This window comes from Microbacterium sp. NPDC056044, assembly GCF_042267145.1.
GTDB lineage: Bacteria > Actinomycetota > Actinomycetes > Actinomycetales > Microbacteriaceae > Microbacterium.
This window is the reverse complement of record NZ_JBHJWZ010000001.1, coordinates 90,741-104,116: the sequence shown is the minus strand read 5'-3', so window position 1 is coordinate 104,116 and position 13,376 is coordinate 90,741. Positions and strand designations below refer to the sequence as shown.

General features: G+C 72.2%; 11 protein-coding genes. 2 read left to right on the top strand and 9 right to left on the bottom strand.

Annotated elements, in window-relative coordinates; genetic code table 11:
- Nucleotide 1: 1 nt before the first annotated feature.
- Nucleotides 2-1,138 carry an acyl-CoA dehydrogenase family protein gene (locus tag ACFC1I_RS00465; RefSeq protein ID WP_376005741.1) on the top strand — a complete coding sequence of 379 codons (1,137 nt, stop codon included), beginning with the start codon at nucleotides 2-4 and terminating at the stop codon, nucleotides 1,136-1,138.
- A 13-nt stretch (nucleotides 1,139-1,151) separates the two neighbouring features.
- On the top strand, nucleotides 1,152-1,754 hold the full coding sequence (locus ACFC1I_RS00460) for a TetR/AcrR family transcriptional regulator (RefSeq protein WP_376006750.1): 603 nt from the start codon (nucleotides 1,152-1,154) through the stop codon (nucleotides 1,752-1,754).
- Nucleotides 1,755-1,774: 20 nt separating this feature from the next.
- Here ACFC1I_RS00460 and ACFC1I_RS00455 read toward each other — a convergent pair whose 3' ends face one another.
- The 9 genes from ACFC1I_RS00455 to ACFC1I_RS00415 all read right to left on the bottom strand — a co-directional run bounded on the left by ACFC1I_RS00455 (nucleotide 1,775) and on the right by ACFC1I_RS00415 (nucleotide 13,324).
- Nucleotides 1,775-2,212: a nuclear transport factor 2 family protein gene (locus ACFC1I_RS00455; protein WP_376005739.1), complete on the bottom strand. Its 438-nt coding sequence runs from the start codon at nucleotides 2,210-2,212 to the stop codon at nucleotides 1,775-1,777.
- Nucleotides 2,209-3,651, bottom strand: a complete 1,443-nt coding sequence (locus ACFC1I_RS00450) for an aldehyde dehydrogenase family protein (protein WP_376005738.1) — start codon at nucleotides 3,649-3,651, stop codon at nucleotides 2,209-2,211. Before ACFC1I_RS00450 ends, ACFC1I_RS00455 begins: the two co-directional genes overlap by 4 nt.
- On the bottom strand, nucleotides 3,639-4,412 hold the full coding sequence (locus ACFC1I_RS00445) for an SDR family oxidoreductase (RefSeq protein WP_376005736.1): 774 nt from the start codon (nucleotides 4,410-4,412) through the stop codon (nucleotides 3,639-3,641). The genes ACFC1I_RS00450 and ACFC1I_RS00445 overlap by 13 nt, the downstream gene beginning before the upstream one ends.
- 100 nt (nucleotides 4,413-4,512) lie before the next feature.
- A complete protein-coding gene (locus ACFC1I_RS00440; protein ID WP_376005735.1) occupies nucleotides 4,513-6,084 on the bottom strand; it encodes an ABC transporter substrate-binding protein in 1,572 nt (523 codons plus the stop codon).
- Nucleotides 6,085-6,236: 152 nt separating this feature from the next.
- A complete protein-coding gene (locus tag ACFC1I_RS00435) occupies nucleotides 6,237-8,663 on the bottom strand; it encodes a CoA transferase (protein WP_376005734.1) in 2,427 nt (808 codons plus the stop codon).
- Complete coding sequence (locus ACFC1I_RS00430; RefSeq protein ID WP_376005732.1) at nucleotides 8,660-9,439, bottom strand: enoyl-CoA hydratase/isomerase family protein; 780 nt, start codon at nucleotides 9,437-9,439, stop codon at nucleotides 8,660-8,662. The genes ACFC1I_RS00435 and ACFC1I_RS00430 overlap by 4 nt, the downstream gene beginning before the upstream one ends.
- On the bottom strand, nucleotides 9,439-10,254 hold the full coding sequence (locus ACFC1I_RS00425; protein ID WP_376005730.1) for a crotonase/enoyl-CoA hydratase family protein: 816 nt from the start codon (nucleotides 10,252-10,254) through the stop codon (nucleotides 9,439-9,441). The genes ACFC1I_RS00430 and ACFC1I_RS00425 overlap by 1 nt, the downstream gene beginning before the upstream one ends.
- Nucleotides 10,251-12,635 (bottom strand): CaiB/BaiF CoA transferase family protein, encoded by a 2,385-nt coding sequence (locus ACFC1I_RS00420; RefSeq protein ID WP_376005728.1) that lies wholly within the window; start codon nucleotides 12,633-12,635, stop codon nucleotides 10,251-10,253. The genes ACFC1I_RS00425 and ACFC1I_RS00420 overlap by 4 nt, the downstream gene beginning before the upstream one ends.
- Nucleotides 12,632-13,324 (bottom strand): nitroreductase, encoded by a 693-nt coding sequence (locus ACFC1I_RS00415; RefSeq protein ID WP_376005726.1) that lies wholly within the window; start codon nucleotides 13,322-13,324, stop codon nucleotides 12,632-12,634. The genes ACFC1I_RS00420 and ACFC1I_RS00415 overlap by 4 nt, the downstream gene beginning before the upstream one ends.
- Between the last annotated feature and the right edge of the window lie 52 nt (nucleotides 13,325-13,376).

The following is a 13,376-nucleotide window of genomic DNA, read 5'->3' as shown; positions in this document are numbered from 1 at the left end:
CATGGACTACCGCGACAGTACGGAAGAGGCCGAGTACCGCGCGACGCTGCGCGCCTGGCTGACCGAGAACGTGCCCGCGAAGCACGACGACGAGCGCACCAACGCCGAGATGGCCGCCGAGCGCCTCGCGTGGCACCGCAAGCTCTACGAGGGCGGCTACATCGGCCAGTCCTGGCCCGTGGAGTGGGGCGGCAAGGGCCTCAGCCCCACGATGGACGCGATCCTCAACGAAGAGAACGGCAACGCCGACGCCCCGTCGCTGCCGGCGATGGTCGGCTACATCGGCCGCGCCCTGCAGATGTTCGGCAACGACGAGCAGCGCGCCCGCTTCATCCCGCCCACCCTCAGCGGCGAGATCCAGTGGTGCCAGGGCTTCAGCGAGCCGGGCGCCGGCTCCGACCTCGCCTCGCTCACCACCAAGGCCGTACGCGACGGCGACGAGTACGTCATCTCGGGCCACAAGATGTGGACCTCGGCGGGCCAGTGGGCCGACTGGTGCCTCGTGCTCGCCCGCACCGACCCCGACGCACCCAAGCACAAGGGCATCTCGGCGTTCCTGGTTCCGATGGACTCGGCGGGCCTGGTGCTGCAGCCGATCGTGCTGGCCAACGGCGACCCCGAGACCAGCGAGGTCTTCTACGACGCCGTGCGCGTCCCCGCGTCGGCGCTCGTCGGCGAGGAGGGCGACGGCTGGAAGATCGCCATGACCACGGTCGCCTACGAGCGCGGCCCGTCGGACGTCGGCGCGATCTCGACCCTCAACAAGCAGCTCGCGAGCCTCGAGCGCCACGCGAAGGCGACCGGCGCGACCGCCGACCCCCGCGTGCGCCTCGAGCTCGCACGGGCCTACGTCCGCGGCGAGGTGGTGCGCCTGGTGGCGCTCGAGCAGCTCAGCTCGCGCGCGACGGGCAAGCTCGTCGGCGAGGAGGGCTCGGTCGCCAAGATCCTGCAGACCGAGGCGAGCCAGGAGCTCGCCCACCTGGCACTGGAGCTCCACGGCGCCGACATCGTCACCGGACGCGCGGCCGAGGTCGTCGGCCAGTACTTCCAGACGCGCCCGATGAGCGTGTACGGCGGCTCGGCGCAGATCCAGCGCAACATCATCTCGTCGCGCATCCTCGGCATGCCGCGCAGCTGAGCGGAGCACGACGATCGCAAACACCACCACCAGGACCGCCCCGGCCGCACCGACGACCGGGGCGGCTCTGGATGCCGCCGCCGAGCTCTTCATCGAGCACGGCTACCAGGGCGCGGCGATGTCGGACATCGCCCGCCGCGCCGGCATGAGCGTCGGCACGCTGTACAACCGGTTCCCGAGCAAGGCCGACCTCTTCCTCGAGGTGTTCCACTCCTATGGACGCCGCCAGGGCGAGCGCGTGCGCGACGCGATCGCCGGCGCCCGCAGCGCCGGGGTCGTCGACGACGTCGCGCTCTTCGTCGCCGGCACGCACGCGTACCTCCTGGGCGCGTTCCGCGAGGCCTCGCTCGGCCGGCTGTTCCAGACGATCGGCACCGCCGACATCGACGTCTCGTCGATCCGCTCGGGGCAGGAGATCTGGGTCGAGCGCAACGCCCGCCAACTCGGCCTCGAGACGGGCACGCCCCGCGCCGACGCCATCGCCGCCGCCATCACCGGCGCCCTCGGCGGCTGGGTGCGCGGCGTGCAGCTCTGCGAGAGCGACGACGAGGCCCAGGCCTACATCGCCGAGGTCGTCTCGATCGAGCGGGCCATGCTCCGCGCCGTCATGGGCTGACACGCGAACCACCGGATCCGCTACAGCGGGTAGCGCTCCAGCACGGACGCGGCCATCGCGGGGTCGACCTTGAAGAAGATGTTGATCCGCGAGATCCGGCCGTCGGGCGCGAAGGTGTACTCGAACAGCTCGTCGATCTCGCGGCGGCGGTCGCCCCGCACGAACACCTCGTGACAGCGCATGAACGCGTAGGCGCCGTCGTCCGACACGTGGATCGGACCCGGATCGAGATGCCACTCGTCGAACGACGGGATGATCTCGCGCAGCTTCTCGAGGTAGGCGTCCCGGCCGACGCGCGTGTCGGGGCCGCCGTACCAGAGCACGATGCGCTCGACGTCTTCGTGCAGCAGCGGCACCAGGTCGTCGAACCGGTGCGCGTGGACGTGGTCCCAGAAAGCGCGCACGGTGGATCGCCGCGCCTCGGCGCGGTCGGTGTCGGCCAGGGCCTCGGCGCTCATCCGGCCGCCCCCTTCGTGATCGGCAGGTGCACGACGCGCACCCGCGTGTACTCGTGGAGCCCGAGGCGGCCGTTCTCGATGCCGAGCCCGGAGTGCTTGTGCCCGCCGAAGGGCAGCGTGGGAGCGAGCGCCAGGTGCGCGTTGACCCACACCGTGCCGGCCTCGAGCCGGCCGGCGACGGCGGCCGCAGCATCCGCGTCCACTCCCCAGACCGAGGCGCCGAGACCGTAGTCGCCCGCGTTCGCGCGTTCGACGGCGTCGTCGAGGTCGCGGTAGCGGATCACCGGGAGGGCGGGCCCGAACTGCTCCTCGGTCTCGAGCCCGGTGCCGTCGGGAAGGTCGGCGACGATCGTCGGCGCGTAGAACCAGCCGGGGCCGTCGATGCGCCTGCCGCCGGTCACGATGCGCGCGCCGTCGCGCGCGGCCTCGTCGACGAGCGTCTCGACGCGGTCGCGCTGGGCCTCGTTCGCGAGCGGGCCGAGGCGCACGCCCTCGTCGAACCCGTTGCCGACGACGGTCTCGGCCGCGATCGCGCCGAGTGCGGCCACGAGCTCGTCGTAGACGTCGTCGTGGGCGTAGACGCGCTTGACCGCGGTGCAGATCTGGCCGTTGTTGGCGAAGGCGGCGGTGAACAGCCTCGGTGCGATGTCGGCGACGTCGGCGTCGCCGAGCACGATCGCGGGGTCGTTGCCGCCGAGTTCGAGGGTGACGCGCTTGAGGTCGTGGCCTGCGGCGACGGCGACCTTGCGCCCTGTGGCGACCGAGCCCGTCATCGTGACCTTGCGGGGAGTCGGATGCTGCGTCATGGCCGCCCCGAGATCGTCACCGCCCGTGACCACCGTGAGCACGCCGGGCGGCAGCACGTCGGCGACGAGCTCGCCCAGGCGTGCGGTGGCGACCGGCGTGAACGGCGAGGGCTTCAGCACCATGGTGTTGCCCGCCAGGAGCGCCGGGACGAACTTCCAGGCGGCCAGCCCCAGCGGCACGTTCCACGGCGTGATCGCGGCGATCACGCCGATGGGCTCGCGACGGAGCTCGACGATCTTGTCGTCGGTCCGCTCGAGGATCTCGGGCTCGAGGTCGTACGCCGACAGCGCCGCGATCCACCGCAGCACCGTGCCGACCTCGCCGCGCGCGTTGGCGAGGGGCTTGCCCTGCTCGTGGGTGAGCAGCGCCGCGAGTTCGTCGGTGTGCTCCTCGAGGCGGCGGCCGACGGACTCGAGCAGCGCCACGCGCTCGGCGTGCGGGCGTGCGGCCCACCCGGGCTGCGCCGCGGCGGCGGCGGCGAACGCGTCGTCGAGGTCGGCGAGCGTCGCGTCGGCGACGGTCGCGAAGACCTTCCCCGTCGCGGGATCCTCCACCTCGATGCGGCGCGCGGTGTCGCGGGCGACGCCGCCGATCACGAGCGCGGGCTCGACGAGTGAGGTCAGAGCGTCCATTCGGCGAACTCCGCTCCTGCCAGGTAGCCGCCGTCGACGACCAGGTTCTGCGCGTTGAGCCGCGATGCCGCGTCGCTGAGGACGAACCGCATCACTGCGGTGATCTCGGACGCGACGATCGGCGCCCCCACGATGTCGTTCATGCGCGCGCGCACCGCATCCGACATCGTTCCTTCGAATGCGGCCCGCAGGCGCGTGTCGACGAGGCCCGGGCCGACCGAGTTCACGCGGATGCCGCGCGCGTAGAGCTTCGTCGCGAGCACGCTCGTGTATGCCCACACCGCCTCCTTCGAGGTGGCGTACACCGGGCGGTCCTGGATCTCGTCGGTCGTGCGCAGCCACGCGAGGCCGGCCTCGAACGACCCGTCGGCGAGCAGCCGCCGGTACGCGTCGGCGCGGTCCTTCCAGCGGTGGCCGGCCATCGAGCCGATGCTGAGCACCGCTCCCCCGTCCGCGATCTTCGGCACGAGCACGTCGGTGAGCGCCCGGAGGCCCAGGAAGTTGACGGCGAACACGGTCTCGTCGGGCGCTGCACCGCCGCCGGGGATCCCGGCGCAGTTGACCAGCGCATCGAGAGAGGAGATGGCGGATGCCGCGGCCGCGATCGCCGCCGGATCCGCCAGGTCGACGCGCACGAACCCGTCCACCTCGACGGTCGGGTCGGCGACGTCGAGCGCGACGACCTCGACGCCCTCCCGTCGGACTTCACTCACGAACTGCGCACCCATTCCCGTGGATGCCCCGGTCACCACATAGCGCATGCGCGCTCCCGTCTTCTTCGTCGGTCTCGCTTCGAACGGATGCACCCGAGGGGTGCGGGGCGCCGGACGTGCCGGCGCCGCGCACCCCTCGGGTGTCAGCTCACTGCTCGAGCCACGCGCTGTCGAGGTACACCATCGTGCTTCCCACATACGGGTGCTCGGGGGTGCCGAGGTGCAGCTCCGGGCTGTGCGCCATGGCCGCGGTGTACGGCGACGTCCAGAACAGGATCGACTTGTCGTGGATGATCTCGGCGACGTCCTGCCACGCCTTGTTGCGGTCCTCGAGCGTCAGCTCGTCGCGGGCGCGCAGCAGCGCCTCGTCGAGGTCGTCGTAGGCCACCTTGCCCCAGTTCGTGCCGCCCGAGTAGTAGCGGGTCCACACGGTGGGGAAGCCGGCCGACGCCGTCGATCCGAGGAAGATGCCGTAGTCACCGGCGGCCTGCCGCGCTGCGAGGGTTGCGGCATCCACCGACGTCAGCGTCACGTTGAGGCCGATCTCGTTGAACTGCTGCTGGTAGTACGTCGCCTGGTCGGTGAGCGTCTGGAAGTAGACGAGCTCGGTGTCGGGGCTGCCGCCCTCGTCGAGGTACTCCTTGACGAGCTCCTTCGCCTTCTCCATGTCCTGGGCGTTGGTGGTGCCCTCGGCGCACGCGGGCGAGCCCGGTGCGAACGGGATGCACGACACGTCGGCGTCCCACACCTGCGTGCCGCCGAACAGCACCTGCGCGGTCACCTCCGGGTCGAGCGCCATCGTCATCGCCTCGCGCACGCGCTCGTCGCTTCCGGGCTCCATCGTGGCGTTGGGAACGAGCGCCTGGCCACCCGTGGGCACGGGGATCAGCACGATGCTCGGCAGATCCTTCACGGCGTTCCACGCGTTGCCCTGGATCAGACCGAGGTCCTTGCCGCCCGAGATCAGGTCGTCGGTGCGGGTCTGCGAGTCGACCATCACCGTGTAGACGACGCCGTCGAGGTAGGGCTTGCCCTCATCCCAGTAGTCGGGGTTCTTGTTGAGGACGAGCTTGTCGTCGGGCGTCCACGACTCGAACACGAACGGGCCGGCACCGACCGGGTTCGCGTTGAACGCGGCGGGGTCGGCGAGGGCCTTCGGGGAGCCGATGAGGCTCGCCGACGACGAGCCGGTCAGTGCCAGCGGGAACGACCCGCTCGGCTCGGCGAGCGTGATGGTGACGACGTATTCGTCCGTCGCCTCCATGCTCTCGATGCCCGACAGCATCGCCTTGGCAGTGCTGGTCGAGTCCGGTGCGATGTGGCGCTCGAGGTTGAAGATGACGGCCTCGGCGTTGAGCGGCTCGCCGTCGGTGAACGTCACGCCCTCGCGCAGTTCGAGGGTCCACACCTTCGCGTCGTCCGAGGTGATGGACTTCGCGAGCTTCGGGTACACCTCGTCGGTGAGGTCGTCGCGCATGAGCAGGGTGTCCATCACCTGCGCGGCGCGTTCGATGCCGGTGCCGACGTTCGCGAGCTTGACCGGGTCGAAGCCCGGCATCTCGCTGAGGGCGGCGATCTGCGCGACGCCGCCGGTCTGGATCTCGGCCGTGGCGGATGGCTCCGCCGGTGCGCCCCCGCTCGTCCCCGCACACGCGCTCAACGCGAGCGCGAACACTGCGGCCCCCGCCGCGAGGCCGATGCGCATTCGCTTGTTCTTCATCGAGCATCCTTTCCGCCGCCCCACGTCGCGCGGCGTGTTCCGACCGCAGCTTCGCGGCTCAGGAACCATTTCTACTGGATTTTTGATCAAAAGTCACGGGAATGCATGATAAACATCACGTAACGAATTCCGCTCGGCGGGATCCCCCGTTGTCACAGCGATCGCGGACGGTTACCGATCAGGCCTTTTTCCTCCCACGCGTCGAGCGCCTCCGCGGACACGCCGAGCAGGCCGCCGAGCACGCGGGCGTTGTGCTGCCCGAGCGTGGGTGCAGCGGTGCGGGGCGCGCACGGCGTCCGCGACAGTCGCAACGGCGACGAGGGGTACGGCCAGCTGCCGACCCACTCCCGCTCGACGACGTGGAACGCGTCCGCCAGTAGCGGATCCGAGAGCACATCGGCGGCCGATGCCACGCGCGCGGCCGGCACCCCGGCGGCGCGCAACTCGGCGGCCGTGGCGGCGGCGTCCCGCTCCGCGCAGCGCGCGGCGGCCCACGCTGTCACCTCCTCCGCGTGCGCGGCACGCGCCTCCGCATCGGTCCAGGCGGGGGCGGCGCCGCCCAGGATCCCCGCGAGCGCGACCCACTCGGCGTCGTCCATCGCCGAGAGCACGATCCATTCGTCGTCTCCCGCGGCCGCGAAGCATCCGCTCGGCTGTGCCCCCAGAACGCCGCTTCCCCGTCGTGGGGGCACGGCGCCGAGCAGCTGGGTCGCCAGCAGCTCCGCACCCACGTGGGTGACAAGGGCTTCAAGCTGGGCGACCTCGATGCACCCGCCTTGCCCCGTCAGCATCCGGTGCCGGAGTGCGAGCGCCGTCGCGAACGCGCCCACGAGGCCCGCGTTGGGATCGGCGTGCTGCTGCGCGACCACCTGCGGCACACCGTCGGGGTAGCCGCACCTGCTCGTCACACCGGCGACTGCCTCGGTCACAAGCGCAGTGGCCCGGAAGTCCGACCATGGTCCCTCCCGGCCCATCCCCGGCATCGACACGATGACGAGGTCGTGCCGCGCAGCCCGGAGTACCTCGTCCGTCAGTCCCAGGTTGCGCATCACGCGGGGGGTGAAGTTCTCGACGAGGACGTCGGCAGACTCGACGAGCCGGAGCAGGATGCCGCGGCACTCGGCATCCGTCAGGTCCAGGGTGACGCCGAGCTTGCCCTCGTTGACGCCGTTGAACATCGGTGAGGTCTCCCACAGGTGCTCGACGACATCGTCGGGCCCGGTGAAGAACCGTCGCGCCGTGCGCACCCAATCGGTGCGCCCGACGGATTCGACCTTGACGACCTCGGCGCCCAGATCCGCGAGGAGCTGCGTCGTGTAGGGTCCCGCCCACCCCGCCGTGAGATCGACGACTCGGAGACCCGCGAATGGGAGCGACGCCGCGGTCAGGAGGGCCGGGGTCGCTGTCGGGGCGGGACGCGAGCCATCCTGCCATTCGGCATCGACGGCGTCGTCGTGCGCACCAGGTGCGGGCGCGACCCCGCCGCCGGCCCACGGCAGGTGCGGGATGCGGACGGGCGCGCCAGCCGCACGCAGGACGAGGCGGTCGCCGCGTTCGCACGTCGGGATGTCGACGAACCAGTCGCGCTGGGTGAGCTGCGGAAGCTCGAGCACGTCGTACAGGGATGCGACCTCGCCCACCAGATGTCCCAGCAGCTGCGCGAGCTCCATCAGCTCGCGCTTCTCGCGCGTCGCGATGAGCGCGGCCAGTCGTTCGAGATCCTCGGCATCCGACGGCTGTCCGTCCCGCGCGAGGCGATCACCGACAGCCTGTTCGCCGAAGACCACTGCCCACAGCGAAACCCACGCACGCGCTGCGGACGAGCTGACGCTGACGTGGCCGTCGGCGGTGGCGAAGACCGCCCACGACTGCCCGGGTTCGGTCGTCCGGCGTGGGCGCAGACGCCCCGTGCCGGCATAGCCGGTGGCATCGAACATCGTCGAGCCGAGAGCGACGTCGATCGCGCGCACCTCGACGAGCTGGCCGCCGCCGCCGGCCTCGGCGACCAGCAGTGCTGCGACGGCGCCGAGCGCCCCCGCAGCACCGCTGAGGTGCGCGACATAGTCGCCGCCGGCGCCGACCGGTGGGCCGTCGGAGGCGCCCTGCACGCTCATCCAGCCGGCCATCGCCATCAGCGTGGGATCCGTGGCGGCCTCGCCTGCCCGGAGCCCCGTCACGCCGAAGGGCGTGATGGCCACGAGAGGGACGCCGGGGCACCGTGCGGCGAACTCCCGGGGCTCGACCCCCAGCGTCTGCGCCTCGGCACCCACGGCAGCTGTCACGACCAGGTCGGCGGCCTCCTGGAGCCGCCGCAATCGCTCGCGATCACGCGCCTGGCGCGCGTCGATGCGCACGCTGCGTTTGCCCGCGTCGGCGTGCAGGCGGCGCGCCCGCGCGGCAATGCCCGCCGCGTGGTCTCCGCTCGCCGCGTGCGGTTCCGCCGTGTCGGTGACGAGGTCGACGCGCACCACGTCGGCGCCGAAGCCCGCCAGCAGCCGCGCACACCACGACGCCGCGAGATCGGACCCCACCTCGAGCACGCGCACGCCCTCGAGCGCCCGCGCCGCGCCGTCGGTCACGCGCGAGCGGCCGCCGCGCCCGCGCCCCGAGCAGCCAGGAACTCCGCGTCTCCGTCGCCTCGTCGCCGTTGGATCTCGAGGCGCAGCTCGAGGGCCGCGTCGACCAGCTGCTGCGGCACCGCCGGGGCGATCTGCTTCAGCAGCGCGCGATTGTCGCGGATGACCTCGGGCGGCATCGCCGCGATCTCGCGCGCCGCGGCGAGCGCCGTGTCGAGCAGCTCGTCGTCGTCGCACACGCGGTTCACGAGGCCCATGTCGTACGCGCGCTGACCGGAGACCTTCATGCCGAACGCGAGCTCGTGCGCCGCGGCTCGGCCGAGGCCCATCCAGAACCCGGTCTGCCAGCCGTGCAGGATGCCGCGGGGCACCTCGGCGATCTGGAACGTCGCCGATCGCGCGGCAACGCTGAAGTCGACCGCGCGCGTTCCGAGATAGAACCCGGCACCTCCCGCGTAGCCGTTGACGGCGGCGACGAGCGGTTTCGGCGAGTTGTTCTCCATGAAGAGATCGGTGTTGGCCGACGTCGCCTGGTCCTGCAGCCTGGCCCCCGCCTCGGCGCCCTCCTTGATGTCACGCCCGGCGCAGAAGGCCCGCCCGGTGCCGGTGATGACGCCGACGCGCAGGTCATCGTCTTCGACGAGGGCACGGTACGCATCGCGGAGCTGGCCGAGCATCAGCGCGCCCATCGCGTTCATGCGCTGAGGCCGGTTGAGGCGGATCACGGCGACCTCGCCGTGGCGGTCGAACTCGACGAACGTCTCTTCGGCGTCTGTCATCAGGATTTCCTTTCGTCTGTGGCCGCGTGGGCCCGGGCGGACGGCCACTGCGGCGCCCGCTTCTCGAGGAAGGCGCGCGCGCCCTCGCGCGCGTCGGGCGAGCGGACGGCTTCGGTGAGGATCGGCCGCTGCCTCTCGAAGAACTCGGCCTCCGGCCAGTCGGCCGACTCGTCGATGATGCGCTTGGTCGCGGCGAGCGCCACGGGGGAATTGGCGGCGATGGCGTCGGCCAGCACGTGGGCCGCCGCGAGCGCGTCGCCGTCGTCGACGACCCGGTTGAGCACGCCCCACGTCCCGAGCTGCTCCGCCGTCGTCGTCGCGCCGGTCAGCAGCAGCTCGAGCGCGACGCCGCGCGGCGCGCGCTGCAGCAGCCGCAGGATGCCGCCGCCCCCGGCGACGAGACCGCGCGACACCTCGGGCAGCATGAAGCGCGCCGACCGCCCCGCCACGATGAGGTCGCACGCGAGCGCGATCTCGAACCCGCCGCCGGCGGCGAACCCCTCGACGGCCGCGATGAGCGGCTTCGCGCCGGGTCGCTCCACGATGCCCGCGAACCCCCGGCCGGTCATCGACGAGTCCCCGGCGATGCCGAGGCTCTTGAGGTCGTTGCCGGCGCAGAAGCCGGCGCCCGCCCCGTGCAGGATGCCGACGCTGAGCGACGGGTCCGCTTCGAGCTCGTCGAGCGCGGCGTGGATCCCCCGCGCGACCGCCCCGTTGATCGCGTTGCGCACGCGTGGGCGGTTGAGGGTGATGACGAAGGTGCGGCCGCTGCGCGCGGTGAGCACCTCGGGCTCGGACGCGGTCTCGCCGGTCACGGCTGCAGCACCTTGCCGTCGCGCGAGCCGCGGGGCTCGGTGCCGCTGACGCCGTCGGCCTCGAGCTCGTCGACCTCCCCCGCGTCGATACCCAGCCAGTCGCCGAGCACGGCGCGGGTGTCGGCGCCGAGGGTCGGTGCCGCCGTCCGCGGCACGACCGGCGACGTCGAGAGCCGGAACGGCGCCGACGGGTACGCGTGCGCGCCGACGTACGCGCGATCGGTGCGATGGAAGAATCCGGATGCTGCGAGCTGCGGGTCCGTGAGCACCTCCCGGGCGGACTGCACCGGCGCCGCCGCGACGCCCGCCGCCTGCAGCTCTGCCGCCGCAGCACGGGGATCGCGCGCGGCGATGAAGCGCGACACCGCGTCCGCAGAGGCCGAGCCGACGACGCGCGCGAGGGCCGCGGCATCCGTCGTCGACACCACCACCCATGCGTCGTCGCCGGCAGCAGGCCAGCAGCCCGACACCGTGGCGCCCGGGACGCTGTTGCCTCGCCGCGCGGGCTCCTCGCCGGTCGCTTGGAATTCGAGCAGGTCGAACGAGAGGTGGTGCGTCATCGCCTCCACCTGCGCGACCTCGATGCGCTGCCCGCGCCCCGAGCGCCGCGCCGCCCGCACGGCCGCCATCGCGGCCCACGCGGCGACCAGCCCCGCGTTGGGGTCGGCCGGGCTCATCTGGATCACCTGGGGCGGCCCGTCCGGGTGGCCGCCCCGCCCCGTCAGGCCCGCCATGGCCTCGGTGACCAGGGCGGTGCTGCGGAAGGCCCCCCAGGGTCCGCCCGCACCGAATCCCGGCATCGAGACCATGACGGCGCCCGGGTTGAGCGCGCGGATCGCGTCGTACGAGAGCCCGAACGAGCCCATCACGCGCGGCGTGAAGTTCTCGATCACGAGGTCCGCCTGCGCCGCGAGCCGGCGGATGATGTCGCGGCAGCGCGGGTCGGAGAGATCCAGCGTGATGCCGCGCTTGGACTCGTTGACGCTGTTCCACAGCGGCGACATCTCCCACAGCCAGTCGGGGTCGTCGACGCCCCCGGTGAACATGCGGCGCGCGGTGCGCCACCAGTCGGTGCGAGTGACGGATTCGACCTTGACGACGTCGGCGCCGAGGTCGGCGAGCAGCTCCGTCGCGTAGGGACCGGCCCACCCCATCGTGAAGTCCAGCACCCGCAGCCCGCGGAGCGGCGGCTCGGTGCGGGCGGGCGCGGCAACGGCCCCGGGGTGGGCGTCCCCGGTCAGCTCGGCGAGCACCTCCGCGGTGTGCTCACCGAGCGCTGGAGCGCGCAGTGCGCCGTCGGCGACCGTGCGCCACGGCGTGTCGGAGAAGCGCACCGGCGGGCCGGGCTGACGTACGCGCCCCGACGGGTAGGGCACTTCGTCGAAGAATCCGCGCGCCTCGTGCTGCGGCGACTCCAGCACCTCGGGGATGGTCAGCACCTCGCCCACGATGTGCCCGAGCAGCTGGCACAGCTCGACGAGCTCTCGCTTGTCGCGCGTGGCGACCAGGGCGCCGAGCGCTGTGCGCACCTCGTCCCCGCTCGCCGCCACCGTCGGGTCGAGCACCCACTCGGGAACCGCGTCGCCGAACACCGGGATCCACAGCTCCTCCCACGCGCTCATCGCCGACCGGGCGGCGGCGATGTGCCCGTCGCGGGTCGCGAGCACCGCCCACGGTTCGGCGGGGTCGTTGGCGCGGCGGGGGCGCTCGATGCCGGTGTACGAGTACGCGACGGTGTCGAAGATCTGGGTCGCGACGGCGACCTCGAGCGCACGCACGTCGACGTGCTGCCCACGTCCATCGCGATCGCGACCGGCGAGCGCCGCCGAGATGCCGACGACCGCGGCGTTGCCGGTGAGGTAGGCGACAGCATCCGTCCCCGTCGCCAGTGGCTCACGGTCCCGCTCCCCCTGCACCGCCATGAGGCCCGACAGCGCGGCGATGACGAAGTCGTCGGCCGCGTGGCCGGCGTACGGGCCGCGATCGCCGAACGGCGTGAGCGAGGCGTGCACGATATGCGGGTGACGGGCGGCGACCTCGTCGGCACCGATGCCCAGCGCGGCACGCTGGCCCGCGCCGGCCGAGTCGATCAGGACATCGGATGCCGCGACCAGGCGCTCGAGCGCCGCGCGGCCCTCGGGCGAATCGGTGTCGAGCAGCGCCGAGCGCTTGCCCGCGTTGCACGCGGCGAAGGCGGTCGAGATGCCGTCGCCGAGGTCGGCGCCGAGGTCGCGCAGCGGGTCGGGCCACCGCACCGTCTCGACCTTGACGACATCGGCGCCCAGCCCCGCGAACACCCGCGCGGCGTACGCGCCGGCGATGCCGGTGGAGAGGTCGACGACGCGCAGGCCGGCCCACAGACCGGGAGCCGGACTCGTCACGGGTGGATCCGCACGGTCTCGTCGAACGTCGCCCGTTCGGTGCGGAACGCGTTCGCGGGGTCGTCGAGGTCCTCGTAGCCCAGGGCGATGCCGCACACGAGGTGGCGGTCCTCGCCGATCGCGAGGACGCTGCGGATCGCCCTCGGCCGCAGCACGACGGCCGCCTGCGCGATGGCCCCGAGGCCGAGGCTCTGCGCCGCGTTCAGCACGTTCGCGACGAACCCGCCGCAGTCGACGTAGCCGTAGGGACCGAGCGCCACGGGGCTGGAGACGATCGCGACGTGGGGGGCGCCGAAGAACTCGTAGTTGCGCAGCATCTGCCGCGTACGGCCCGGACGGTCGTCGCGCGCGATGCCGAGGGCGTTGTAGAGGGCGTAGCCCGAGCCGCGGCGGCGCTCGGCGTACTCGTTCTCGTAGCTCGCCGGCGGCGGGATGTCGCTGCCGCCGGCGGGGTTCGCACGCACGTCTGCGAGAAGGGCGTCGGCGAGCAGGCGCGTGGTCGCGGTGCCGGTGAGGTCGACCTGCCACGACTGGGCGTTGCACCACGACGCGGTCTGCTGTGCGATCGCGAACACGCTCTCGAGCCGCTCGGCCGGAACGGGGTCGGGAAGGAAGGCCCTCACACTGTGTCGGGAGAAGGCGAGGTCGGCGAAACTCAGCGTACTGACGTCGTCGGCAGTGGAAGTCATGCATCCGTTATATGAGTTTTGGCAAACAGTCGCAACCGGGAAGTATGGTGGT

Bases quoted from the DNA above. Each gene is read 5' to 3' on its own strand.
- ACFC1I_RS00465 (WP_376005741.1), top strand. From the start codon at position 2: ATGGACTACCGCGACAGTACGGAAGAGGCCGAGTACCGCGCGACGCTG.
- ACFC1I_RS00455 (WP_376005739.1), bottom strand. From the start codon at position 2,212: ATGAGCGCCGAGGCCCTGGCCGACACCGACCGCGCCGAGGCGCGGCGA.
- ACFC1I_RS00450 (WP_376005738.1), bottom strand. From the start codon at position 3,651: ATGGACGCTCTGACCTCACTCGTCGAGCCCGCGCTCGTGATCGGCGGC.
- ACFC1I_RS00445 (WP_376005736.1), bottom strand. From the start codon at position 4,412: ATGCGCTATGTGGTGACCGGGGCATCCACGGGAATGGGTGCGCAGTTC.
- ACFC1I_RS00440 (WP_376005735.1), bottom strand. From the start codon at position 6,084: ATGAAGAACAAGCGAATGCGCATCGGCCTCGCGGCGGGGGCCGCAGTG.
- ACFC1I_RS00430 (WP_376005732.1), bottom strand. From the start codon at position 9,439: ATGACAGACGCCGAAGAGACGTTCGTCGAGTTCGACCGCCACGGCGAG.
- ACFC1I_RS00415 (WP_376005726.1), bottom strand. From the start codon at position 13,324: ATGACTTCCACTGCCGACGACGTCAGTACGCTGAGTTTCGCCGACCTC.